At 60.5% G+C, this 25,020-nt stretch carries 23 protein-coding genes; 11 read left to right on the top strand and 12 right to left on the bottom strand.

All coding sequences use genetic code 11. From position 1 onward, the window contains the following. Positions 1–31: 31 nt before the first annotated feature. Entirely contained in the window at positions 32–1,234 is a 1,203-nt protein-coding gene (locus ABMC88_RS05860; RefSeq protein WP_349575905.1) for a pyridoxal phosphate-dependent aminotransferase, read from the top strand. 124 nt (positions 1,235–1,358) lie between these two features. Next, complete coding sequence (locus ABMC88_RS05855) at positions 1,359–1,760, top strand: hypothetical protein (protein WP_349575904.1); 402 nt, start codon at positions 1,359–1,361, stop codon at positions 1,758–1,760. Here the strand turns inward: ABMC88_RS05855 and ABMC88_RS05850 are convergent. Continuing rightward, positions 1,757–3,121 carry an MATE family efflux transporter gene (locus tag ABMC88_RS05850; protein ID WP_349575903.1) on the bottom strand — a complete coding sequence of 455 codons (1,365 nt, stop codon included), beginning with the start codon at positions 3,119–3,121 and terminating at the stop codon, positions 1,757–1,759. The two genes, ABMC88_RS05855 and ABMC88_RS05850, sit on opposite strands and share 4 nt — an antisense overlap. 141 nt (positions 3,122–3,262) lie before the next feature. Here ABMC88_RS05850 and ABMC88_RS05845 point away from each other — a divergent pair, with 141 nt between their 5' ends. The 3 genes from ABMC88_RS05845 (at position 3,263) to ABMC88_RS05835 (ending at position 7,625) form a co-directional block, all read left to right on the top strand. Beyond that, on the top strand, positions 3,263–4,426 hold the full coding sequence (locus tag ABMC88_RS05845) for an alpha/beta hydrolase family protein (RefSeq protein WP_349575902.1): 1,164 nt from the start codon (positions 3,263–3,265) through the stop codon (positions 4,424–4,426). Continuing rightward, complete coding sequence (locus ABMC88_RS05840) at positions 4,423–5,292, top strand: alpha/beta fold hydrolase (RefSeq protein ID WP_349575901.1); 870 nt, start codon at positions 4,423–4,425, stop codon at positions 5,290–5,292. The genes ABMC88_RS05845 and ABMC88_RS05840 overlap by 4 nt, the downstream gene beginning before the upstream one ends. A 131-nt stretch (positions 5,293–5,423) precedes the next feature. Continuing rightward, the gene (locus tag ABMC88_RS05835; protein WP_349575900.1) at positions 5,424–7,625 is read left to right on the top strand and encodes a methyl-accepting chemotaxis protein; all 2,202 of its coding nucleotides are present in this window, start codon (positions 5,424–5,426) and stop codon (positions 7,623–7,625) included. A 186-nt stretch (positions 7,626–7,811) separates the two neighbouring features. Here the strand turns inward: ABMC88_RS05835 and ABMC88_RS05830 are convergent, their stop codons facing one another. Together ABMC88_RS05830 and ABMC88_RS05825 are read right to left on the bottom strand one after the other, a co-directional pair. Further along, positions 7,812–8,594: an alpha/beta hydrolase family protein gene (locus ABMC88_RS05830; RefSeq protein WP_349575899.1), complete on the bottom strand. Its 783-nt coding sequence runs from the start codon at positions 8,592–8,594 to the stop codon at positions 7,812–7,814. A gap of 184 nt (positions 8,595–8,778) precedes the next feature. Beyond that, on the bottom strand, positions 8,779–9,444 hold the full coding sequence (locus tag ABMC88_RS05825) for a dimethylsulfonioproprionate lyase family protein (protein WP_349575897.1): 666 nt from the start codon (positions 9,442–9,444) through the stop codon (positions 8,779–8,781). A 159-nt stretch (positions 9,445–9,603) separates the two neighbouring features. Here ABMC88_RS05825 and parE point away from each other — a divergent pair, with 159 nt between their 5' ends. The 4 genes from parE to ABMC88_RS05805 all read left to right on the top strand — a co-directional run bounded on the left by parE (position 9,604) and on the right by ABMC88_RS05805 (position 13,524). Then, positions 9,604–11,565 carry a DNA topoisomerase IV subunit B gene (gene parE / locus ABMC88_RS05820; RefSeq protein ID WP_349575896.1) on the top strand — a complete coding sequence of 654 codons (1,962 nt, stop codon included), beginning with the start codon at positions 9,604–9,606 and terminating at the stop codon, positions 11,563–11,565. Further along, positions 11,562–12,188 carry a HEPN domain-containing protein gene (locus ABMC88_RS05815; RefSeq protein WP_349575895.1) on the top strand — a complete coding sequence of 209 codons (627 nt, stop codon included), beginning with the start codon at positions 11,562–11,564 and terminating at the stop codon, positions 12,186–12,188. Before parE ends, ABMC88_RS05815 begins: the two co-directional genes overlap by 4 nt. Positions 12,189–12,397: 209 nt before the next feature. Continuing rightward, the gene (locus ABMC88_RS05810; RefSeq protein ID WP_349575894.1) at positions 12,398–13,081 is read left to right on the top strand and encodes a hypothetical protein; all 684 of its coding nucleotides are present in this window, start codon (positions 12,398–12,400) and stop codon (positions 13,079–13,081) included. 8 nt (positions 13,082–13,089) lie between these two features. After that, positions 13,090–13,524 (top strand): DMT family transporter, encoded by a 435-nt coding sequence (locus tag ABMC88_RS05805; RefSeq protein WP_349575893.1) that lies wholly within the window; start codon positions 13,090–13,092, stop codon positions 13,522–13,524. Between the two features lie 58 nt (positions 13,525–13,582). On the opposite strand, the gene ABMC88_RS05800 is transcribed toward ABMC88_RS05805, so the two are convergent. The 9 genes from ABMC88_RS05800 to ABMC88_RS05760 form a co-directional block, all read right to left on the bottom strand. Then, positions 13,583–14,563, bottom strand: a complete 981-nt coding sequence (locus ABMC88_RS05800) for an Ldh family oxidoreductase (protein WP_349575892.1) — start codon at positions 14,561–14,563, stop codon at positions 13,583–13,585. A gap of 66 nt (positions 14,564–14,629) precedes the next feature. Next, positions 14,630–15,382: a hypothetical protein gene (locus ABMC88_RS05795; protein ID WP_349575891.1), complete on the bottom strand. Its 753-nt coding sequence runs from the start codon at positions 15,380–15,382 to the stop codon at positions 14,630–14,632. A 98-nt stretch (positions 15,383–15,480) separates the two neighbouring features. Next, positions 15,481–16,164, bottom strand: a complete 684-nt coding sequence (locus tag ABMC88_RS05790; protein ID WP_349575890.1) for an ABC transporter ATP-binding protein — start codon at positions 16,162–16,164, stop codon at positions 15,481–15,483. Continuing rightward, positions 16,157–17,443 carry a lipoprotein-releasing ABC transporter permease subunit gene (locus ABMC88_RS05785; protein WP_349575889.1) on the bottom strand — a complete coding sequence of 429 codons (1,287 nt, stop codon included), beginning with the start codon at positions 17,441–17,443 and terminating at the stop codon, positions 16,157–16,159. Before ABMC88_RS05785 ends, ABMC88_RS05790 begins: the two co-directional genes overlap by 8 nt. Positions 17,444–17,527: 84 nt before the next feature. After that, a complete protein-coding gene (locus ABMC88_RS05780; protein WP_349575888.1) occupies positions 17,528–18,037 on the bottom strand; it encodes a DUF2937 family protein in 510 nt (169 codons plus the stop codon). A gap of 141 nt (positions 18,038–18,178) precedes the next feature. After that, positions 18,179–19,339: a PQQ-dependent sugar dehydrogenase gene (locus tag ABMC88_RS05775; RefSeq protein ID WP_349575887.1), complete on the bottom strand. Its 1,161-nt coding sequence runs from the start codon at positions 19,337–19,339 to the stop codon at positions 18,179–18,181. Between the two features lie 76 nt (positions 19,340–19,415). Further along, the gene (gene proS / locus ABMC88_RS05770; RefSeq protein WP_349575886.1) at positions 19,416–20,768 is read right to left on the bottom strand and encodes a proline--tRNA ligase; all 1,353 of its coding nucleotides are present in this window, start codon (positions 20,766–20,768) and stop codon (positions 19,416–19,418) included. Between the two features lie 175 nt (positions 20,769–20,943). Continuing rightward, the gene (gene pepT, locus ABMC88_RS05765) at positions 20,944–22,182 is read right to left on the bottom strand and encodes a peptidase T (RefSeq protein ID WP_349575885.1); all 1,239 of its coding nucleotides are present in this window, start codon (positions 22,180–22,182) and stop codon (positions 20,944–20,946) included. Between the two features lie 60 nt (positions 22,183–22,242). Continuing rightward, positions 22,243–23,028, bottom strand: a complete 786-nt coding sequence (locus ABMC88_RS05760; protein WP_349575884.1) for a helix-turn-helix transcriptional regulator — start codon at positions 23,026–23,028, stop codon at positions 22,243–22,245. Between the two features lie 209 nt (positions 23,029–23,237). On the opposite strand from ABMC88_RS05760, the gene ABMC88_RS05755 reads away from it, so the two are divergent. Then, positions 23,238–24,311 (top strand): AI-2E family transporter, encoded by a 1,074-nt coding sequence (locus ABMC88_RS05755; protein WP_349575883.1) that lies wholly within the window; start codon positions 23,238–23,240, stop codon positions 24,309–24,311. After that, entirely contained in the window at positions 24,311–24,976 is a 666-nt protein-coding gene (locus ABMC88_RS05750; RefSeq protein ID WP_349575882.1) for an HdaA/DnaA family protein, read from the top strand. The genes ABMC88_RS05755 and ABMC88_RS05750 overlap by 1 nt, the downstream gene beginning before the upstream one ends. Positions 24,977–25,020 lie beyond the last annotated feature (44 nt).

Genomic DNA, 25,020 nt, shown 5'->3' with positions numbered 1-25,020 from the left:
TCATGCACGTCTATAACGGAATGAGGCCAAAATGGAACTGCTGTCGAAAACACTTGCCCGCGTCAAACCATCGCCCACCATCGCCGTCACGGCAAAGGCGCAAGAGCTGAAGGCCGCAGGCCATGACGTGATTGGCCTTGGCGCTGGTGAGCCCGACTTTGATACCCCGCAGAACATCAAAGACGCAGCCGTTGCGGCCATCGCAGCCGGCAAAACGAAATACACAGCAGTCGACGGCATCATCGAGCTGAAGCAGGCGGTCTGTGCCAAGCTCAAGCGCGACAACGATCTGGACTATGTCCCCGCGCAGGTCAGCGTTTCAACAGGCGGCAAGCAGGTGTTGTATAACGCGCTGATGGCCACACTGAACGAGGGTGACGAGGTCGTCATTCCCGCGCCCTATTGGGTAAGCTATCCCGACATGGTGCTGTTGGCGGGCGGGACACCCGTCATCGCCGAAGCGTCATTGCAGACAGGCTTCAAACTGACCCCCGACCAGCTGGAGGCGGCGATCACGCCCAAGACGAAATGGCTGATCTTCAACTCGCCCTCCAACCCGACAGGCGCGGGCTATACCTGGGACGAGCTCAAGCAGTTGACCGACGTTCTGATGCGTCACCCGCATGTCTGGGTGATGACGGACGATATGTATGAACACCTCGTTTATGATGATTTCAAATTCTGCACTCCCGCACAGGTAGAGCCGCGCTTGTACGACCGCACGCTCACCGTAAACGGCGTGTCCAAAGCCTATGCGATGACCGGCTGGCGGATCGGCTATGCCGCGGGTCCGGAAAAGCTGATCGGGGCGATGCGCAAGGTGCAGTCGCAATCCACCTCCAACCCCTGCTCGGTCAGCCAGTGGGCGGCGGTCGAGGCGTTGAACGGGACGCAGGATTATATCGCGCCCAACAACGAGATGTTTGCGCGCCGCCGCAATCTGGTGGTCGAGGCGCTGAACAAGGCCGAGGGCATCCGCTGTCCCGTGCCGGATGGCGCATTTTATGTCTATCCGTCGATAGCGGGCTGCATTGGCAAAACATCCGCCGGTGGCACGCTGATCGAGAATGACGAGATTTTCGCCACCGCCCTTTTGGAAGAAACGGGTGTGGCGGTTGTGTTTGGTGCAGCCTTCGGGCTCAGCCCGAACTTCCGCGTCTCCTATGCCACATCAGACGAGAATCTGGTGGAAGCCTGCAAGCGGATCACCGAATTCTGCGCGGGCTTGCGCTAACCTTGGATTGAGAGCGCGCTCATCGCTACGCTGTGCGCGTTCTTCGCTTTTTGTATCGGGCTTGGTTTTTATGGTGAACGCTGTATAGGCTGTCTCCGAGCGAACTCTTTTTACGGGAAGCCCGATGGCTGACACACTGCCCGAGTATTATTTCCGCGTCCGCGAGAACGGCGCATTTGTGTTCAGGCTGGACACCGAGAACCGCCAGCGGCGGATCGAGATGGACCAGATCGCTGTCGTCAACATGCGCAACGGCGAGATCAAGGCACACGGCGACCGCACGCTGGCCGCTGTGGACGTCGACGCCATCAAGAACTGGATGGAAGAGCGGTCAAAAACCCTCGCCCACCGCGAAATCGACGACATCTTCCGCGCCATCGACTATCTCAACACCACCACCCACTGGGCGCAGTCGCGTGCCACGGACGAGCAGTTGGAGGCCGTGACGGACCACCTGTTGCTGGCCATGCATGATCTGCGCAGCACGCTTGTGCGCAAAAAGGCAGACCGCCTCACCAGAGACTAGGGCGCTTTGCGTGCCACGCCGGGCAGGACGCGGAACCAGAACCGCCAGTTCAGCAGCACCGCCGCGACAGCCAGCCCAAGCGCCAGACCGCCCCAGATGCCGATGCCCTCAAGCTCCAGCACAAACCCCAGCACATACGCCACCGGAACGCCCACGACCCAATAGCTGAAGGCCGTGATCACCATCGGCAGGCGGGTGTCCTGCACCCCGCGCAGGGTGCCAAGGGCGATGGCCTGACTGCCGTCTGCCAGCTGGAACAGCCCCGCCATGAACAACAGCACCACACCGATAGAGATAATCTCGGCACGGGCGGGTTCACCGTCTAGGATGAAGATGCTGATGAAGAATTCGGGGAACAGCACAAACATCACCACGGTTAGCACCGAAAACGCCAGCGACATCACCGTCACAATCCACGCGCCGCGCGCCAGATGTTGCGGGTCGCTGCGCCCGTAGGCATTGCCCGCCCGCACCGTGGCCGCATTGCTCAGACCCAAATGCACCATAAACGTCATCGCCGTGAACTGCATCGCGATCCCGTGCGCAGCCAGGGGCACAGTCCCCAGCCACCCCATCATCACGGCCGAGGCAGCAAACAGGCCCGTCTCGCTTAGTGAGGTGATCGAGATCGGCCAGCCAAGGCTGAACACCCGCGCCAGCATGTCGCGGTCCACCGCCCAAATGCGGCGAAACAGGTCGTGTTCGGGCAGGATCACGCGGACATAGACCACCACACCGACCAGCGACACCACTTGCGTCGACAAGGATGCAACCGCCGCACCGATAATGCCCAACTCGGGTGCGCCCCAGTTGCCAAAGATCAACGCGTAATTGACCAACGCATTGGTCACCGCCGCCAGCACGGTGATCCACAACACCACCTGCGTCCGCTCAAGCGCGGCCAGATAGCTTTTGAGGACCATGACAAACAGCGCGGGCAAAATCCCCCACCCCGCCACCGCGAGGTAGTCCGCGCCCAGCGCAACCACCGCATCGCCCTGCCCCAACAGGCGCAGGATCGGCGCGGCAAAGATCATAACAGGCAGCACCAGAGTCGCGAACCCGAAGCTGAGCCATAGCCCCATGCGCGTGGCACGGCGGATCGAGGTCTGGTCGCCCTCGGCGCTAAAGCTGGCGACCATAGGCATGACCGCCCATGCAAAGCCGCTGCCGAAAATAAACAGGATAAAGAAATAGGTAGAGGCCAGCGTGCCTGCGGCCAGCGCCTCGACCCCGTACCAGCCCAGCATGACCGTATCGGTCACGCCAATTGCGATCTGCGCCAGATGCCCCCCGATCAGGGGCAGACCAAGGATGGCGATGGCACGGATGTGGCCGAAGATGGACATAGGTGTTAGCATACCTACGTCTCTAGGCGCAATTGCACGCCCCGAACAGGCACGAAATGCACGCAGCCGGCAGACGCGTGCCTGTATGAAGTTACGTAACGTCTGCGGGATGGCAATTGTGCGAACCCGCACCCGTGGCCTAGGCTGCGGCGCATGACCCAGACCGCAATTGACCAGATCACCCCTTATGCCCCCGCCCTTGCCGCACGCGGGCAGCACGCGATCGGCGTGCGCACCACGGTGATCCGTTTCGAAGACCAACCCGACATCACCCGCACGCAAGCCCGAGGGGCCAGCCGCGAGCTACCGCTTGAGATATGGTACCCCGCCGCCGCCGATACGCCCCAAGGCGGCAGCTATGACACGCTGATCCGCTGCGGCACACGGCGGGCCACGTTGCGCGGTCAGGCGCGGCGCGATGCGCCAGCCCTTCCAGATGCCCGCGCCCCGCTGATCGTGATCAGCCATGGCTATCCCGGCAACCGCTATCTGATGGTCCATCTGGCCGAGGCATTGGCTTCCCACGGCTACGTCGTGGCCGCCTGCGACCACACGGGCAGCACCTATGACGACGCGGATGCCTTTGGTATCACCCTGCTCCACCGCCCGCTGGACCAACTGGGCGTGCTGGATGCGATGGCCGCGATGGGCGGAGACATTGGTGCCCTAGTGGACTGCACCCGCACGGGGCTTGTCGGGTATTCCATGGGCGGCTACGGCGCGTTGATCACCGCGGGCGCGGGCCTTGCGTCCGAAGCTGTCGCGTTTGAGCGCGCCCCGCCCGCGCGGATGCTGGCGCGGCACGTGGCGGGCACAGACAGCCATGCCGCCCTGCACGACGCACGTATTAAAGCCATTATACCAATCGGCCCGTGGGGCAACTCTTACGGCATGTGGGCTGCGGACGGTCTGGCGGGCCTGCGTGTGCCGATGCTGCTGATGGCAGGGACGGCGGATGACGTTTCGGGCTACGTTGCGATGCGTGGCCTGTTCGACGGCGCAGTGTCCGTGGACCGCCATCTGCTTAGCTTTGCCCATGCAGGCCACAACGCCGCCGCCCCCTACCCCGCGCCGCCCTGCTCCTACGCCGTATCAGAGCGGTTAGGCTGGGCGCCGTTCCAGCATTACGCCGATCCGGTGTGGGATACGGTGCGGATGAACAACATCGCCCAACACTATGCCACTGCCTTCTTTGGCCTGCATCTGCGCAAAGACGCCGTGATGCAGGACTATCTAACGCCTGCGTTCCACGGCTTCGCCGCAGGGACCGCAACCGGCCTCAATTTCGAAAGCCTACACGGGAGCACAACACCATGACCGACCACTGGACCGAGGAAGTCACCCTGAATGGCAACCCCTTCTTTGTGCGCCATTGGGGTAAAAAGGACGCGCCGCGCCTTTTGATGCTGCACGGATTCCCCGAGTATTCTGGCGCGTGGGCCGATCTGGCCCCGCTGCTGGCCGAGCGGTTCCACTGCATCGCCCCCGACCAGCGCGGCTATGGCAAAAGCTGGCGGCCCGCCGAAGCCGAGCAGTATAAAACCGCCCTGTTGGTCAGCGATATGGCCGCGCTGATCGGGGAGGAACCCGTTATCTTGCTGGGCCATGACTGGGGCGCGTCCGTGGCCTATGCGCTCAGCATCGGGCGGCCCGATCTTGTCTCAAAGCTGATCATCCTGAACGGCGTGCATCCCGCGCCGTTCCAACGTGAGCTGGCCAAGGGCGGGACGCAGACGGATGCCTCGCAATACATCCACTTTCTGCGCCGCGAAGGGTCCGAGGACCTGCTGGCCTCCAATGATTTCGCCAAACTGATGGCGCTGTTTTCGGCCCATATGAATATGGACTGGCTGCAAGGCGAAACGCTGACGCAATACAAAGAGGCGTGGCGCGACGCGGCTGGCCTGCGCGGGATGGTCAACTGGTACCGCGCCTCGCCCCTCAAGATCGGTCAGACAGGTGAGGAAATCTCGGGTCTGGTGTTTGATCCTGCGCGGCTGCAAGTGCGCTGCCCGCATCTGCTGGTATGGGGCACGGCGGATACCGCGCTGCTGCCTGAAACCCACGCAGGGCTGGAGGACTACGCCCCCGACCTCACAAGGGTCGAGATTGAAGGCGTGGACCACTGGCTGCACCACCAGAAACCGCAGGCGGTGGCCGATGCGATTCTCGACTGGCTTTGAGGGCGCGGGCAACTGGATTTCCCCAAAAGTCGGAGACAACCGATACGCCCCGCCGCCCGTTTGGCGGCACTCGCTTATCCCTTTCTTAATAGACCGCCCCTATCCACTGGGCGGAATCGTTGGAGGGCTTTATGCGGATTTCTTTTGTTTTCAGCGCGCTGATATTGACCATCGGGCTGTTTGCCACGGCAAAATCAGGCTTGACACTGGTTGAGGCATCTCGCGATTACCAACGCGTCGGGCAACTGTCCGAACTGGCAGAGGCGCGTACCGCGTGGATTGACGGCACTGTTGCCCTGTCGCTCGAGCGCAGTGTCACGCAGGTTGCCCTTGCGCTGGACGAACCTGCGCCGCAAGCGCTTGTTGATCTGATCAACCAGCAACGCCAACTGTCTGACCGCCTGTTCAACAGCACAAAAAGCCAGCTCGAAACGATCAGGGAACTGCCAAGCCAGTCAAAGTTCGCCACGCAAGCATCCGAGCTGCGGGCGCAGGTTGGCGCGCTGCGCGACGAGGTTGATATCATGCTGGCCAACGGCAGCGCCAAACGCAGAGCGGCCCGCGCCTACAACCTCCCGTTCGAGTTGAAAGAGGCGATTTCGAGCCTGAAAAACCTGTCAGACCTGATGATCTATAAAAACAACCTCACCTCGAGTCAGGCGGCATCGCTGTCGATCTTGCAAGAACGCGCGTGGGAGATCCGCGAATTCGGCGGGCGCGCACGGACCTATTATGCCATCGCAACCCTGACGGGCCGCCCCTTTGACGCACAAACCAAGGCCGCAGTCGCGATCGAGAACACGCGCTCTTTCGGGGCGTGGCAGAACGTCGACAACACACTGGCAAACGGCGAAGTGCCGCCAGAATTGCAGCAGATGGCATCCGCAGCCCAGGCCGCATATTTCGGCACGTATATCGACGCGATAAATACTTTGGATGCAGAGATGACAAGCAATGGTTTCGGGGACGTCATCGACTATTCCATCAGCTTTGACAGCTTCTTCCAACTGTCCAGTGATGCCTTGGGACAGGCGGCGGGCCTGTCAAAGGAAGCGGGTGCGGCGCTTTTGACCTATTGGGGGAAACGCCGGACTGCCGCGTGGAACAGCCTTGTTATCAACGGCGTGATCCTCGCGCTTGTTGTGGCTTTGGTATTGGGGGCGCTGATCATTGTCCGCAAGCGGGTCACATCGCGGCTGGAGGCCGTGACCGAAGCGCTGGTCGCCACGTCGAACGGTGATTTCGAAAATTCGGTCGAGAAACGCAAAAACGACCTGAGAGAGATCGGCGATCTGGCCACAAGCCTTGGTGATCTAAGCCGTATGCTTGCCACGGCGGACACCGCCAAACAGCAACAAGAAGCGGATCAGGAGGTTCAGGCCAGAGTAGTTTCCGAACTCTCGACGGGGTTGCGGCAGATGTCTGATGGTAATCTGGGCCATACGATCTCTGCGCCGTTTGGCGGGCGTTATGAAACCCTGCGCGGCGATTATCACGCAAGCTGCGAGCGGCTGCGCCAGCTGGTGGGGTCGGTTGTGGAAAGTAGCCAGCAGATCAACACAAGCTCGCATGAGGTGCAGGGCGCCACCTCTGATCTGGCACGGCGCACCGAAAATCAGGCCGCCTCGTTGGAGGAAACGGTTGCAGCGCTGGATGAACTGGCCACCGGCGTCAAAGCCACGGCACAAGGTGCGGGCAAGGCGGATGAATTTGTTCTGGCGACCAAAGGCCACGCTGAGAAAGGCGGCGTAATCGTGCATCAGGCTGTCGACGCCATGCAACAGATCAAGGCGTCCTCGGACGAGATTTCGCAAATCATCGGGCTGATTGATGACATCGCGTTCCAGACCAATCTGTTGGCCTTGAACGCGGGCGTCGAAGCGGCCCGCGCAGGCGAAGCGGGGCGTGGCTTTGCCGTTGTCGCCTCGGAAGTGCGGGCGCTGGCGCAACGTGCCACCGAAGCCGCCAAACAGATCAGCGACCTGATCAACAGCAGCTCGCAACACGTGCAGCGCGGAGTTTCCCTGGTCTCAGATACGGGCACCTCCCTGACCCAGATTGTGGGTATGGTCGAAGAGATCAGCGGCCTTGTCAGTGAAATCTCGACCGCGTCGAAAAATCAGGCCAGCAACCTGTCAGAGGTGAATGTATCGGTGACGCAACTGGACCGCGTAACACAGCAAAACGCGGGCATGGTACAACAGCTTTCAGCCGCCAGCAGCGAAACCACAAAGGGCGCCGAAGCATTGAAGCGATCGACGAAGCTGTTTTCGTTTGAGGGGGATGCTCAGCAAAGCACCGTACAAGCCGTGCCTTTCCGCCGCAGCGCCTGAGCCTGCGGTGGACCTGCCAGCCCACAAGAACATCAGCCCTACAAAAGCCCAAATGGTGTTTTCGGCAAAAGGGTCGTCGGTCGCGAAAGCCGATTATCGCATTGCAGGTCCGGTCTGGTCTCAATCAAGCTTTGCCGTGGCGCCGGGTAAATCGCTTTTGCCGGACAGAGTATTGCGGCGCTCTTGTCAACCTGTCTTCGACGTCCAGCGGCGCGAATACCCGTGTTTGTGCAATATATCTTCTATCTCTGATAAAGCTGCGGACCGGTCAATCATAGAATGATCTTGGAAACCGTGGTTGCGATCCGGAATGCGCACAAATGGCTTTCTCTCGGATGACAAAGGCAGCGCTGCAACAAACCGCTCGGAGCATTCAATCGGGACAACATCGTCATTTTCGCCGTGTAGAATTCCAATAAATGCGTCCTCGGGAAGCTGCGAAAAAACGGCAGGATCGGGCGAGATATCTGCACGCCGCGCCTGCGGGATCATTCCGTTTCGATACCCTTCCGGACCGACATCGGTAACAGGTGAAAACAGGATCATACCTGCGATCCTACTGGCAACCGCTTGCGCAGCATGCAACGCCAGCAAGGCCCCGGCGCTGAAGCCAACCAAAATGATCTTCTTATTTGGAAATCGCTTTTCTGCCCATAAAGTCGCTTCAACCGCATCCGAAATCGAGCGGTCAATTCCACCGCCGTGAATTGCAAACACGTTATATTCGACAAACAAAAACCTGGAGGCGTAGGGCGCCATGTACTTTGACCAATGCGATACGTCATTTGGCGTTCCCGCAAACCATCCACCGCCATGAAATACTACGAATATGGGCGCCTGTGCGTTTCCGCCGCTATAGTCAAGAATAACGCGGTCAGGACGGTAGTAATGTGTTTCGCACTCCAATTTTCCTGCCAAAAATAGCAGCCGATTTTTAACAGTTGCCAATGCGGTACGAATACGTCTCAAGCCTGATCCACCCTCTAAAGCGTTCAAGCGTTTTTTAAATTACTTTTGTCACGACCCTTTGTAGAACCTATTGGCTTCATCGCCGCAAGATCAAAGGCTGCCACTGCGACTCATAGGTCCATGGAAAACACAAACCAGCCTCTCAATCCGCGCCAGAAGCCCAAACAAGCAATGACTGCCCGATCTATTTTCGGGCGCGGGTAAAGACCATCTTTTGCGCGTGTAAATCCGCCTTATCACCAATCCACGCATAGGCCAGCAGCGCGGGCTCTCGGTCGCCTACGGTGATGCGGTGGAGATGATCGGGCGGGTTAAAGATCATCGAGCCGGGGACATAAACGCCCTGATGGTTCTCGCTCACCGCGCCAGACAGGCAGACATAGCTTTCGGTGATGCCTTTGTGGGCGTGGGCGGGATAGGTACAGCCCGGCGCAAACAGCACCACGCCAAGGATCAAGTCGTCACAGATCACAGGCCCGTTCTGGCCCGCCAGTTCGGCATAGGCATAGCTGTTGGCCAGACCCTTTGGCACTTTTTCATAGCCGTATTGCCAGCTCAGTTGCGAATCCAGCGCATCGAACGCACGCACCACAGGGGCCAGAACGCCCTGTCGCCCCTCATCCAACGCGCGGCGCAAATGCGCTGTGACAGGTTTTTCGGCACGCGGCTGCACCTGCACCACCGCGTTTTTCTTGAGCAAGCGGCTGATTGCCTCGCGCACTTTGCGCTGATGGCCGCGGATGCGATCACTGCCCCCTGCGGGCAGATAGCGATACAACTCATCATATTCTTGCAACAAGTAGCGCCAGTTAGGCAAATCGCGCAGTGTCTGCGGGGGGGTGTCGGGCATCGCTGGTCTCCCTTGTCTTTTGCCGCATTTAACGCGCAAACCGCCCTGCGAAAAGGGCACAACATGCAATTCATGTGGATAACAGCCACGCGGCGATTGCCCCTCCGCCCCGCGCCTGTCAAAATAGCCGCCAATCAAAAGCAACAACAGGCGCACCCCATGTCCGATCTTCTCTCTGGCAATGCCCCCGATCCCACCGACTATGATGCCTCCTCGATCGAGGTGCTGGAGGGGCTGGAGCCTGTACGCAAACGCCCCGGCATGTATATCGGCGGCACAGACGAACGCGCATTGCACCATCTGGTGGCCGAAGTCCTTGATAACTCGATGGACGAAGCAGTGGCAGGCCACGCCAACCGGATCGAGGTGGAGCTGCACGAGGACTATTCGTTCACCGTGCGCGACAACGGGCGCGGCATCCCGATTGATCCGCACCCCAAATTCCCCGACAAATCCGCGCTCGAGGTGATCTTGTGTACCCTGCACGCGGGCGGCAAATTTTCGGGCAAGGCGTATCAGACTTCGGGCGGTTTGCACGGGGTTGGCGCGTCCGTGGTGAACGCGCTGTCGGATTCCATGGTCGTGCAAGTGGCCCGCAATAAAGAGCTGTATGAGCAACGCTTTTCACGCGGCATCCCGCTGGGACCGGTCGAAAAGATCGGCGCCGCCCCCAACCGCCGCGGCACCACCGTGACCTTCCACCCTGACGCGGAAATCTTTGGCAGCCACAAATTCAAACCCGCGCGGCTGTTCAACTCCATCCGCTCCAAGGCGTACCTGTTTTCGGGCGTCGAAATCCGCTGGAAGTCGGCGATCAGCGATGGCGAGACGCCCCAAGAGGCGACCTTCCACTTCCCCGGCGGTCTGTCCGACTACCTGTCGGAAACGCTGGGCAAATCCACCACCTATTCCGAAGCCGCTTTTGCGGGCACCGTGGATTTCGGCGAGAAGTTCGGCGAAGCAGGCAAGGTGGAATGGGCAATCAACTGGACCCCTGCCCGCGACGGCTTTATCCAGTCCTATTGCAACACGGTCCCCACGCCCGAAGGCGGCACCCATGTCGCGGGCTTTTGGGCCGCGATCCTGAAAGGCATCAAAGCCTACGGCGAGCTTTCCAACAACAAAAAAGCCAGCCAGATCACGCGGGACGACCTGATGTCAGGCGGTTGTGCGCTGGTGTCGTGCTTCATCGCCGACCCTGCGTTCGTGGGCCAGACCAAAGACCGGTTGAGCACCGAAGCTGCGGCCAAAATGACCGAAGGCGCTGTGCGCGACCACTTCGACAACTGGCTGGCGGCAGACACAAAATCCGCAGGCGCGATCCTTGATTTTCTGGTGCTGCGTGCCGAAGAACGCCTGCGCCGCCGTCAGGAAAAAGAGACCGCCCGCAAGTCGGCCACCAAAAAGCTGCGCCTGCCCGGCAAGCTGACCGATTGCACCAGCAAATCCCGCGAGGGGACGGAGCTGTTTATCGTGGAGGGCGACTCGGCTGGGGGCTCTGGCAAGGGGGCGCGTAACCGCGTGAACCAAGCACTGCTGCCGCTCAAGGGTAAAATTCTCAACGTGCTGGGGGCGGCCTCGGGCAAGCTGAACACGAATGCCGAAATCAACGATCTATGCGAGGCGTTGGGCGTTGGCATGGGGACGAAATTCAACCTCGACGATCTGCGCTATGACAAGATCATCATCATGACCGACGCGGACGTGGACGGCGCGCATATCGCAGCACTACTGATGACGTTCTTCTACACCCAGATGCGGCCCATGATCGACGCAGGGCATTTGTATCTGGCCTGCCCGCCGCTCTACCGCCTGACGCAAGGCGCGAAACGCGTCTATGTGGCCGATGACGCCGAAAAGGACGCCCTGCTGGAGAAAGGTCTGGGCGGCAAAGGCAAGATCGACGTGCAGCGGTTCAAAGGTCTGGGCGAGATGGATGCGAAGGACCTCAAGGAAACCACCATGGACCCCGCCACCCGCAAATTGATCCGCGTGTCCGTGGACGAGGACGTGCCGGGCGAGACAGGCGATCTGGTGGAGCGGTTGATGGGCAAGAAGCCGGAACTGCGGTTCCAGTATATTCAGGAGAACGCGCGGTTTGTGGAGGAGTTGGATGTTTGAGTAAACCACACAACTATTTCACAAATTCTTTGGAACGAGCTTTGGCTCTCCTAGACCTTGCGGAAAGCCAAGAAGAACCAAATGATGACTTATCTAGATCAGCTGCCGTACTTTCGGTAGCAGCCTACGATCATTATTTCACATCCAAATTTTGCGATGTACTTGCAGGCTACCTGAGAAAAGCAAAACCCAACAAAGAGTTGCTAGAGCAACTTTCACGTGCAGGTCTAAACACCGAGGCTGCGTTAGAAATTGCAGTGATGAAGCGGCCATTCCGTAGGATTAGGTCGCTTCTAACATCGGCTCTAAGTGAGAAAACCACAAACCGAACGAAATCGATCGACAACCTCTTTTCCGGAATTGATCTTAATGGCCTTAGTGGAAGGGTAACTAAGAAAATTGGTAAATCTTCCGTGCCAAAGAGCATCGACAAATTGGTAGATATGCGGAACGATATCGTCCATTCAGCTCATATCAACTCGCACGGGAAGCCAAAGGCGGTAGATGGTTCCAAGATACGAATGCGGGTGCAACACGTGGCACTTTTTGTAAACACCAGTGAGGATATCATAAACGATTGGGTTAAATCTTCGGCAATCGCATCAGTTTCTTCCTCCACTTAATTTTCGCTTCCCTATCCACAACCTGCTTTGCAAGTTACTCCCAAAGCCCCCTCCCCATGGGGGGAAGGGAGGGGGCTAGGCGCGCTTGCGCGCCTTGGTGGCAGGAACATCTGTTGTCTCGCAGCGCATTGATTGCCCGCTGATTTTCCACACCACGCTTCGCGATGATTGGTCTTGCGTCTGGTTCGAGGTTCCGCACTAATACCCCCATGCGCTACGCCCTCCTCCTCGCCCTCATCCTCACCGCCTGTGCGCCCTCGCGCCCGCTCACCGAGACCGAGCGCGCTTTTGCCGCCACCATCCACGGCCCCGCCCTCGACGTCTCCAAAGTCCGCCTGCATGACGGCGCCCCCACCCGTGCCGTCACCTTCAAACGCAAGCCGCGGCCGCGCACGACCTGTCGGGAGCTGATCTTTCCCCCGAACACGGAAGAGAAGATTGTAACCTCCAAGCCCGCTGCCGTGGCGCTCTATAACCGTGTACTGTTCGACAAGGACTGGTATCTGGACGACTATCTGCCCGACTATCCCGACCGCATCGGGCTGGTCGCCGCGATGCTGCTTGCGCATGAGCTGACCCACGTCTGGCAGTGGCAAAACCGCAAGCTTACCGGCTATTCCCCACTCAAAGCCGCGCGAGAGCATCAGGTGAGCGATGATCCCTATCTGTTTGATCTCAAAGACCGCAAGTTCCTCGATTTCGGGTTCGAGCAGCAAGGCTCGATCGTGGAGGAGATGGTCTGTTGCACCGCGCTGAACCCGCAAGGGGCGCGGACCAAGCGGCTGCATGGGCTGGTGTCGCAGGTTATGCCTGTCGCCCCGCTACCGCAAAGCCCTGCGCATGACGTGCGGGTTCCTTGGGACGGTGTCAACATCGCCCGCATCTGCACGTGAGGGGCGGTATGACACATTACGCGATTATCATGGTGCTGGCGGGGATCGGTATTCCTGTGCTGGCGGCGCTGAATGCGCAGCTTGGCGGGCGCATCGGCTCGCCTGCGGCGGCGGCCTGTGTGCTGTTTGTGGTGGCCTTGGCCTCGGCGTTTGTGGTGGCGATGATCCACGCGCCGCAGGGGTTTGCAAAGCTGCTGACGGCGCCGAAATACCTGTTCTTTGGCGGCGTGTTGATCGCCTTCTATTTGCTGAGCATTACCTTCATCGCGCCGCATTTCGGCATCGGGAATGCGGTGTTCTTTGTACTACTGGGGCAGCTTTTCTCGGCGGCGTTGATTGACCACTTCGGGCTGTTTGGTGCGCAACTCTCGCCTGTCTCGCTGACGCGGGCGGCGGGGATTGGTGTGATGGCCTTTGGCGTCTGGTTGACCCAGCAAGGGTAGGCCACCACCGGAATTTTCAAAAATTCCGGCCGATTTTTTCGAAAAAATCGCGCCCTCCTCAAGCCTTAGAGAGCGCCGTGATCTGTGCCCAAGTTTCCTCGCCCACCTCAACAGGGTCCATCGCGACTTTGTTTCGGCCTGGCATCCGTGCGCCTTCGTCTTGCGCGATGTGGTCCGCCAAAGCGGCGATCTTGTCGCCGAAATCGGACTGCGCCGAAGGGTCAATCAACAAATAGAACTGCCCCAGATCATGCGGCGCGCCCTCGGGCGCTTTGAGCGGTTTGACATCGCGCGACAACACAGAGCCCGTCATCGCCGCCGCCAGCACCTCGGCCATCAGGCCAAAGCCCCAGCCTTTGTAGCCGCCCATTGAAACAAGCGAGCCTTTGATCGCGGCATCGGGGTCGGTGGTGGGGTTGCCCTGCGCATCCAGCGCCCACCCTTCTGGAATACGCTCCCCCGCGGCTTTGGCCATGGTGATCTTGCCCAAGGCGACGGTGGTGGTGGACTGGTCAAATTGCATGGCAATGCCGCCCTGCCCGTCCGGCACGGAAAAGGCGATAGGATTAGTGCCAATCGCGCGGGTTTTGCCGCCCGGTGCCGCCACGATGGGCGAGGCGTTGGTAAAACCGATCCCGATCATGCCCGCAGTGGCAATCTGTTCGGTGAAATATCCCAGCGATGTACAAGTATGCGCATGGGCCACAGCCAAGGACGCCACACCGTTCACACGCGCCGCATCCAAGGCCACAGGCAACCCGTGTGAAAACGCCGGCTGCGCAAAGCCAAAGCCCGCATCGACCACAACCGCCCCTACCCGCGGCTTGCTCACCTGCGGGGTGACGGTGCCCGACACGCGGCCACTGCGCAATTGCTGGCAATAGCTCTCGACATAGTAGAGCCCGCAAATCTTGTTGCCAACGCTTTCCGCCTTGCGCACAGCACGCGCCACTTCGGCCGCGGCAAAGGCACCGGCACCGTGGACCGCCAGTGCACGGCGGACGGTTTGTTCAATTTCATCGAGGGATATTTGTGGCATGATCACCGCTCTGCAAAAGGATATTTCCTTTGACAGAACAGCCAGCCCACGCGGCGTCAAGCCTGCTTAGCTCTCCAGCAGGGCCGGTACAGGCACAAATTGCACAGCACCTGCATCAACCGGCGCATCAACGCCCTCCAACCGCAGGCTAAGCCCTGTGGATAGCTCGATCCGCAAACCGCCGTCTTCGACGACCTGTTCTGTGATGCTGGCGGTATCGGGGGCTGCGGTCTCAACCGCGATGGCGTCCTCGGATGCGTTAAAATCGGTCACGGTCACAGGCGTTGTGGCATCTTGCGCGTCTTGTGTGGTGACAAAGACGTCGCGGCCTTCGCCACCTGTGCCCGTATCCCCATCGCCCAGGAACAGCGTATCATCGCCTGCGCCACCAATCAGCGTATCGCTGGCGTCATCATCGGGGCGGGTTGCGCGCTCGAACGCGCCAAAGAGCGCATCGTCGCCGTTGCCGCCCTCAATCACATCCGCGCCATTGCCACCCGCAAGCGTATCGTTCAACGCGGACCCCGTCAGCGTGTCATTCCCGCCCGAGGCATCATGGCTAACCGCCCTATCCGCTTCCGCGACAAATGCCGCATCCGCATCGGTGCCACGGCTGGTGCGCACGTCGCCCTCGTTATCTTCAAGGCTGCGTGCATTCTGGATGAAAGTCTCTACATCGATGATTTCAATGGGGTCTTCTGCCGTTTCTTCGGGGAGTGCATCGTCTTCATCATCCGCGGCAGGGTCGTCGTCAAGATTCACGAACCCCACTAAAAGCGGGCCGATTGATGCCAAAAGCATGGTCAAAAGTGCGGACATAGCGGGACCTGTCTTGTTGTTTCCGTTTTAACTCGAATACAGGTCAAATGTGGTCAGACTTGGGTTCTACTGCGGTGCTTTCGCGAAGTTTTCGCCCCTCAGGGCGCAGTCAGCGCACCTTGTTCCAGCCTGATCTGGCGGTCCATGCGGGCGGCCAGTTCAAGGTTGTGGGTCGCGATCAGAGCCGACAATCCCGTGCTGCGCACCAGCTCCATTAGGGCGGCGAACACCGTCTCGGAGGTGGCGGGGTCAAGGTTGCCTGTCGGCTCATCCGCCAGCAGTAGTTTAGGACCATTGGCCAGCGCACGGCAGAAGGCCACGCGCTGCTGCTCTCCGCCTGACAGGGCGGCGGGGCGGTGCGCGGCGCGGGCGTCAACGCCCACTTGGGTCAACAGATCCATCGCGCGGGCGGTCGCGGCCTTCGGGCTGACCCCGTTGGCCAGTTGCGGCAGCACGATATTTTCCAGCGCGCTGAATTCAGGCAGCAGATGGTGAAATTGATAGATAAAGCCTACGTCCTGCCGCCGCACAGCCGTGCGGGCCGCATCGCGTTTGCCGGTCATATCCGCGCCATCAATCGCAACCGTGCCCGCGTCAGGCGTATCCAGAAGCCCCGCAATATGCAGCAGCGTGGATTTGCCCGCCCCCGAAGGCGCGACCAGTGCGACCACCTCGCCGCGTGCCACGCTCAGGTCGATCCCGCGCAGCACGGTGACTTCGTTTGGCAGGCCGTGGTTATAGGCTTTGGTGATGCCCGACAGGGCCAAAACAGGATCACTCATAACGCAGCGCCTCGACGGGGTTCATCCGCGCCGCACGGCGCGCGGGAAAGATCGTGACGATGAAGGACAGGCCCAGCGACAGAGCAACAGCAGACATGACATCACCGAACTCCAACTTGGCGGGAAGGAAGTAGATGCCGCGAATGGAGGGGTCCCACGCGTTGCCCCCCGACATCCAGTTCACAAAGCCAAAGATCTGATCGACATATAGCGCAAACAGGCAGCCAAAGATCACGCCCAGCGCCGTGCCGATGATCCCCGTGAAGGCGCCGCAGATGAAAAACACCCGCAGGACCGAGCCCTCGGACAGGCCCATTGTGCGCAGGATGCCAATGTCGCGGCCCTTGTTTTTGACCAGCATGATCAACCCCGAAACGATGTTCATCGCCGCGATCAGCACAAGGATCGACAGGATCACGAACATCACATTATCCTCGATATCCAGCGCGTTCAAAAACCCCGAGGACGCCTCGCGCCATGTCCAGATCAGCGCGGTATCGCCCGCCGCCGCCAGAATATCGGGGCTGAGGCCGTCAATCGCGTCAGGCTCGGCCACCATCACCTCGATCTCGTTCACCGCCCCTTCGGAGTTGAAGTAACTCTGCGCCTCGGCCAGGGGTAGATAGGCGCGGGTGCGGTCGATGTCATAGCGGCCGGCGGTGAAGATATAGGTCACCTCATAGGCATTCACCCGCGGCGAGGTGCCGAACGCCGTCTTGACCCCATCAGGCGAAATGATGCGGATACGGTCGCCCACCTGCGCGCCCAAGGTCCGCGCAATCCCCGATCCGATGGCGACCCCCTCGCCAAAGCGGGCGATGTCGCCCGAAGCCGCCTGCGGATTGGCGATGCGCGGGATGGTGGCGAGGTTTTCGGCGCTGATGCCGTAAATCTCCATCCCTGCGTTGTTGCCCTGAAACGTTGCCATGACCTGACCGCGCAGAATGGGTGCGGCGCGGGTGACACCGTCTACGGCAGCAATGCCAGCGGCCAGCGCATCATAATCGCGGATTTTGCGGTCCACCATGCCGTTGGGCTGCACCACGCCCATCTCGTAGACGGTGACATGGGCGTTGGCGCCAAGGATCGTATCCACAAACTCGGCCCGAAAGCCCGAGCGCACGGCAAGCGTCGCAATCAGCGCAAAGACCGCCAATGTGATGCCGATCAGGCTGATCCACGTCATCGTGCTCACCCCGCCCTCGGCGCGGCGGGCGCGCAGATAGCGCCATGCGATCATCCACTCAAACGGGGCGAAGGGGGCAGTTTTGGAGGCCATTTTATGCTCGATCTGTCAGGCGCGATTTCGGGGCAAACTGCGGGTTTGCGGCCATGTGGTCAAGGCTTTGCGCAAGTGCCGTGGTCACTGGGGGGCCGCGTGGGCGGCTCTGCGCCGTCGGAATGGCATACGCAGCACGCCTGCCAGCAAACTAACCGCCAACAATCCGACCACAAAGCCAACACCCGCAAAGCTGAGGCCCGCGAAATTCACGGGCACCGCAGGCTGGAACGCAGCCCACGCAGCGCGGGCGATTTCGGGGTCGGTAAAGCGGCTGGCGTGGTAGGCGCGCATGAACGGGCCTTGGTTTTCCAGCAGCGCCAGATCACCCCGCAACTGCGTGTAGCGATTGATCGAGCGCGTCATGTCCGCCCGCCGCCGCTCCAGAAAATCGGTGCCTTGCAATTGCGCCAAAGCGGCGTCACGGCTCAGGTCCGATGCAGCAGCCGAGGCATCAAAGTCCGCGACCACTTCGCCCAGCGCGTCCACCGCACCGCCCAACCGCTGCATATATTGCTGCGAGAATTCGGGGAACTGTGCCGATGTCGCCGCCCCGGCCAGCCCGCCCGCCAATGCCACACTGCGCATGATCATGGGATGTATCTACCTTCGCCTGTGCTGCGTGCTTGAGGCGGATTACACCTGTGCAGCAGCTTTTGTCGTTGCCCCAAGCCTAGCACAAATCACGCAAAGTCACAGCCCCGGCGGCGGATTTATACCGCCAAAGCAAAGTTGTTACTGCGGCGTGAGGCGCAGCAACCGCCCGCTGGAGTTATCCAGGATCAGGATCGCCCCGTCGCGGTCCACCTCGACATCGCGCACACGGATTTCACCAGACAGAAACCGCTCTTCGCCCACCACGCGTTCGCCCTCCAGCTTCAGCCGCACCAACCCGCCAGGGTTCAGAGAGGCGGCAAGAATGTCGCCGTTCCAATCGCCAAACATCGCGCCCTCGTAGAACGCAAAGCCCCCCGGTGCGATCACCGGATCCCAGTAATACTGCGGCTCGGCAAAGCCTGACGCACGGGCCTGCCCAGCACCCACTGCACTGCCGTTATAGTTCACCCCGTAGGAGACCACAGGCCAGCCGTAATTCGCGCCCTTGGTGATCTTGTTTAACTCGTCACCGCCCGCAGGCCCATGCTCCAACGTCCAAAGCGTGCCGTCCAAGGGCCGCACGGCAGCGCCCTGCACATTCCGGTGGCCCAGAGTCCACACTTCGCTGTCAAAGGGATTGCCCGCCGCCGCCCCGCCTTCGGGGTTTACGCGCACAACCTTGCCATAGGTCTTGCCTGCGTCCTGCGCAAACTGTCGCTCAAGGTTCGAGAAATGCTCGCCCGTGGTGACGAACACGACACCTTCCGTGGCCACCACGCGGGACCCGAAATGCATCGGGTTGGGCGACGGCGGGTCTTGTACGAAGATGTCGCGCAGGTCGCTCAGGCTGCTGCCATCCGCGCTCAGCACGGCACGGGCTGCCGCAGTCGCAGACATGCCGCCAGACATCGGTTTTGCGTAAGTCAGATAAATCACGCGGCTTTTTGCAAAATCCTCGGCCAAGGCCACATCCAGCAAGCCGCCCTGCCGCTGCGCCAGCACTTGCGGCACGCCCGCAATCGGCGCACTCACAACGCCGCCCCGCACCAGCCGCAATGCGCCTGACCGCTCTGTCACCAGATAGTCGCCATTCGGCAAAACCGCGACACCCCAAGGCGTGTCCAACCCAGTGGCTAATTCCTGAACCTGCAACTCAACGCCGCTGTCCATCGCGGGCGCACGGGTCTGCGTCGGCCACGCAGGCGTGAACTGGGGCGCATTCGCCGCGCCCTGCTCAACCCCTTGCGCGCTAGCCCCTGTTGCCAGTGCCAGTGCCGCCAAAATCATCAGATACCGCATCGCCAATCCCTCCCCTGCTACAGGCAAAAGATGGCGCAAAACGGCGCAAGGTCCAGCCCGCGCCGCCGCTTTTCGGTTAAATCCCGCGCACGTCCAGACCTTTGTAGATCTCGGCAATCCGCGCAACCGCCTGCTCTGGCGGCATCTCTTCGCTCTCGCCTGTGCCGCGCGAGGTCAGCTCAACCACACCGTTCTTGAGGCCCCTTGGCCCGACGGTGATCCGCCATGGCAGCCCGATCAAATCCATCGTGGCAAACTTCCCGCCTGCCCGCTCGTTGCGGTCGTCGTACAAGGGTTCAAGCCCCAGCGCCGTCAGACTATCATAAAGCGCCTGACACGCCGCATCTGCCTCCTCGTCACCCTGTTTGAGGTTCACAATCCCGCAGTGGAACGGTGTCACCCCCTCGGGCCAGATGATGCCTTTGTCGTCATGGCTCGCCTCGATGATCGCGCCCAACAGACGCGATACGCCGATACCGTGGCTGCCCATGTGCACAGGGACAACCTTGCCGTCAGGGCCCTGAACGGTGGCGCCCATTGCTTCGGAATACTTGGTCCCGAAATAGAAAATTTGCCCCACTTCGATGCCCCGCGCCACACGGCGGCGTTCTTCAGGCACCTCGTCAAACAAGGCCGCGTCATGCGTCTCGTCGGTGCGGGCATATTTGGTGGTGAACTCTTCCATCACAGCCGCGCATTGCGCATGGTCGTCATAGTCGATCTCGCGGTCCCCAAAACGCAGGTCCGTGACGGCGCTGTCGTAAAACACCTCCGACTCGCCCGTCTCGGCCAGAACCAGAAACTCATGCGTATCGTCGCCGCCAATCGGGCCGCTGTCCGCCCGCATCGGGATTGCCTGCAAGCCCATCCGCTCATAGGTGCGCAGATAGCTCACCAAATGACGGTTATACGCATGCATCGCATCCTCTTTCGTCAGGTCGAAGTTATACCCGTCCTTCATGAAAAACTCGCGCCCGCGCATGACGCCAAACCGCGGCCGCATCTCGTCGCGAAACTTCCACTGGATGTGGTACAGCGTTAACGGCAAGTCCTTGTAGCTGCCCACATGCGAGCGGAAAATATCCGTCACCATTTCCTCGTTGGTCGGACCATACAGCATGTCACGCCCCTGCCGGTCGGTGATGCGCAGCATCTCCTCGCCGTAATCGTCATAGCGCCCGCTCTCGCGCCACAGATCCGCAGATTGCAGCGTTGGCATCAACATCGGCACGTGGCCCGCACGCACCTGCTCCTCATGCACAATATTCTCAAGCTTTCGCAGCACCTTAAAGCCCAGCGGCAACCATGAATAAATCCCCGCCGCGTTTTGCTTGATCATCCCCGCCCGCAACATATAGCGGTGGCTGACGATCTGCGCCTCGGACGGTGTCTCTTTCAAAACAGGCAGAAAATAACGGCTCAAACGCATGGCAAAACTCCTCGGCACTGTGCTCCCAAGTGCCTAAGCCAATCGCCAACCAGACACAACAAACCAGTGCAAACACACCGCCCTATTTTTTCCTAGCCTTATATCCTTTGGGGAGTTTGAGGGGCAAAGCCCCTCATCAGCAAAATAAAATCAAATGGGCGCCAGCGCCCCGTTTCTACGCCTGCGCTGCACGCTGCACCAACCGCAACGCCACCTCGGTCGCCTTTGCCATATCCTGCACCGAAATCCACTCAAGCGGTCCGTGAATTTCTTGCATTCCGGTAAAGATGTTGGGGCACGGCACGCCCATCTCGGTCAGACGCGAACCGTCGGTGCCGCCACGAATGGCCACGGCCTGCGGCTCCAATCCCGCGTCGCGTACAGCGGCATGGGCCAGATGCACAGGCGTCATGTCCTTTTCCAACCAATAGCGCATGTTGCGGTACTGTGGCGTGATCTCGCAGGTGATCTGCGCACGGGGTTCGGTCAGGCCGACCAACTCGCACACCGCCTGTAGGATCGATCCCTTCTTGGCCAGCCCTTCGCGCTCGAAATCGCGGATGATGAAGCCGATGCGCACCTCATCCGCGTCTCCGCTGATGTCTGTTGCGTGGATAAACCCTTGCGTCCCGCTTGTCGTCTCGGGCGTCATGTTCTTTTGCGGCAGCGTATCGATCACTTTTGCCGCCAGCGACATGGCATTCACCAGCTTGTCCTTGGCCCATCCCGGATGGATCGAGACCCCCTTGATCACCACCACCCCGCGATCCGCGCTGAACGTCTCGTGCTGGACCTCACCGGGGGTCGAGCCGTCGAACGTATAGGCGAAATCACAGGCCAAATCCTTTGGCAGGCGCGGATCGACACCGCGGCCAATTTCCTCGTCAGGGGTAAAGGCAAGGCGCAGCTTGCCATGGGGAATCTCGGGGTGGCGCAGCAGATGCTGCGCGGCCGTCATGATGATCGCCACGCCCGCCTTGTCGTCCCCGCCCAGCAGCGTGGTGCCGGATGCCGTGATCAGATCATGGCCCACACATTGCGCCAGATGCGGCGATATATCAGGCCCCAACCGCCGCTCTGGCGCATCGGGAAAGGTAATATCGCCGCCGTTATAACCGCTGATCACCCGCGGGCGCACGCCTGTGGCATTGAATTGGGGCGCGGTATCCACATGCGCGCACAGGCCCACAACGGGGCCTTCCACCGTCGCAGGCACCGTTGCCAGCACAACACCGTAATCCGTCAGCTCGACATCCTGCGCGCCCATTTCCTCCAGCTCGGCCACCAGAAGGCGGCTCATGTCCAACTGACAAGCCGTCGATGGCTGGGTTGGGCTTTTCTCGTCGGACTGGCTGTCAATCGCGGCATAGCGCATCAGGCGGTCCTGAAGCTCGGTGTCGTAGGCTGTGCGCATCTGGGTGGCTCCTTCAAATTTCATTGCTATGGGCTATCTGGCAAAAGGATATGTCAAAGTTTAGGCAGCACCCTCATCCGTGACAATAAAGAGCTGCCCCAAAAGAGCCGCCCGCGCAATTGCCTGAGGCGTGGTCTCCACATCCAGCGCATCGCGTGCGCCGCGCATGTGTTTTTCCACCGTGGCAACCGACAGCCCCGTCAGCACCGCAATATCCTGCATTGATTTACCATCCGCGACCCATTCCAGCATCTCGCGCTGGCGCGGGCGTAGCGGGTCGCGCTTGGACGGCAGCGGCATACGCGTGATGTTCAGGTGTGCGGCGATGCACATCGCCTCGATCCCCGCGCCGTGCTGCGCCCAAAGAGCATCCATATCAGCCTGCGACCAGTCGCGTTGCCCCATCATGCCCAAGCCCCCTTTTAGCCGTGTGGTGTCCGACGCAAAGCTGAGTAGATAGCCCGCAGGCTGGCCCGCCTTTTCCATCTCATGAAGAAAAGTCTGCTCGTCCGGGTGCAACCATTCCGCAGCCGCCTCTTGCAAGAACCACCCCCAAGATACCGCACCGTCATTCTCCGCCATCCAGCGGTAATGCGGCGAGCGGCGATATAGCCCCGTTTCGATGTAGTCGGTGAAATCTTGCGCACCCAGACTGGAGAGATACAGGATGTCTTGCAAATCCCCCAATGACATCCCGTAGCGCGAGCGGGTTAGACCGTAACGCACGGCCGTGATCCCGAACAACGCCAACCCCTCCAGCAGCAGCGCCCAGACTTCACTATATGATGTTGCCTTCAGAATGCGGGCGGTCTGCGCCAATACTCTGTCTGCCTTTGGTGCCTGCATGGCGCCCCCCCCCCGTCAGCCGGCCAAGTTTGAGCGGTGAGGCATCCGCTGTCCAGTCCCAAGCACCGCCCCCCCCCGGCGTCGGCGCCATCGCCACACGGTTTTTTTTCGTGCATCACACCGTCGGCGAAACCGTAATTCGCCCCGCCACCCTTGAAACATGGCCCTGCATGGGCAATGTGTCACCCAACCCGCAAGGAGAAAGAGCCATGGCGTTGCCCGTAAAAGACCAGCTTAAGTATTGGGGCATCGCGTCGGTGGTGTTCCTGGTGGTGCTTTGGGCCATGGGCAACGTGCTGCTTCCCTTTATTCTGGGCAGTGCCATCGCCTATTTTCTTGACCCTGTTGCTGACCGCCTTGAGAAAATGGGCCTGACGCGTGCCATGGCCACTGCGGTGATCACCGTGATCGCGCTGTTGATGTTCGTGATTATGGCGCTTCTCGTGGTTCCGACGCTGGTCGCCCAAGCGATCAACCTGTTCGAAATCGCGCCCGATCTGACCCGCCGTTTCAGCGCTTTCGTGATCGAGCGGTTCCCCTCCTTGCTGGAGGAAGGCTCGACCTTGCAAACATCTCTCGATTCCGTGGGGCAGATCGTAAAGGACCGCGGCGGAGAGCTGCTCAATACCGCGCTCAGCTCGGCTGCGGGGATCATCAACATCATCATGTTGTTTGTCATCGTGCCTGTGGTGGCGGTGTATATGCTGCTGGATTGGGACCGTATGGTGGCGCAGGTGGACGCGCTGCTGCCGCGTGACCACGCGCCCGTGATCCGCAAACTGGCCGGTGACATCGACAAAACGCTTGCCTCGTTTATTCGCGGGATGGGCACGGTCTGTCTGGTGCTGGGGACGTATTATGCGATTGCGCTGATGCTGGTCGGGTTGCAATTCGGCCTTGTGGTCGGGTTCATCGCGGGGCTGGTCACGTTCATCCCCTACCTTGGCGCGCTGATCGGCGGAGCCTTGGCGGTCGGGCTCGCGTTGTTCCAGTTCTGGGGGGATTGGTTCTCGATCGGGTTGGTGGCAGGCGTGTTTGCCATCGGTCAGGTGATCGAGGGCAACGTGCTGACGCCCAAACTGGTGGGTAATTCGGTGGGTCTGCATCCTGTGTGGTTGATCCTGGCGCTGTCGGTGTTCGGGGCGCTGTTCGGATTTGTCGGCATGTTGGTCGCCGTACCCGTCGCCGCGTCACTGGGTGTGATCGCGCGCTTCGCGGTGGACAGCTACCGCGACAGCCTGCTGTATCGCGGCACGGATGCCGCGGATAAAGACGCGGGCTGATGGCTGTTCAACTGGGCCTTGACCTGCCGGTGCGCACCGCACACGGCCGCGATGACTTTCTGGTCGCCCCGTCCAACGCAATGGCCGTTGCCATGATCGAAAACTGGCGCAACTGGAGCGGTGCGAAACTGGTGCTGAGCGGGCCTGCGGGCGCGGGCAAAACCCACCTCACGCACGTCTGGGCGCAAGCGGCAGGCGCACGCATCATCGCCGCGCAATCCCTGCGCAAAGAAGACGTGCCCGCCCTCGCCACCAGCTGCGTCGCGGTAGAGGACGTCAACACCATCGCCACCGACCCAGCCGCGCAAACAGCACTTTTCCACCTGCACAACATGGTGCTGGCCGAAGGCCATTCGCTGCTGCTGACTGGAACGGGCGCTGTCGCGCATTGGGGGCTTAGCCTGCCCGATCTGGTCAGCCGCCTACAAGGCGCGTTGGAGGCCGGCATCGACGCCCCCGATGATGCGCTGTTGTCGGCGGTGCTTGTGAAACTGCTGGCCGACCGCCAGCTTATGCCGCCGCCTGACGTGATCCCCTATCTGCTCAAACGGATGGACCGTTCCTTCGGGGCGGCGCGTGATGTTGTGGCGGCCCTTGACCGCGCCAGCCTTGCTGCCAAGCGGCCCATCACCCGATCGCTGGCCGCGACAGTGCTGGACAATTAGGCCAAAGCTGCGCGATACTTGATCCTTCTTAAAATTGTTACATT

This window comes from Sulfitobacter aquimarinus, from assembly GCF_040149565.1.
Taxonomy (GTDB): domain Bacteria; phylum Pseudomonadota; class Alphaproteobacteria; order Rhodobacterales; family Rhodobacteraceae; genus Sulfitobacter; species Sulfitobacter aquimarinus.
The sequence above is the reverse complement of the archived record's forward strand: the minus strand, read 5'-3'. Positions and strand labels throughout refer to the sequence as shown.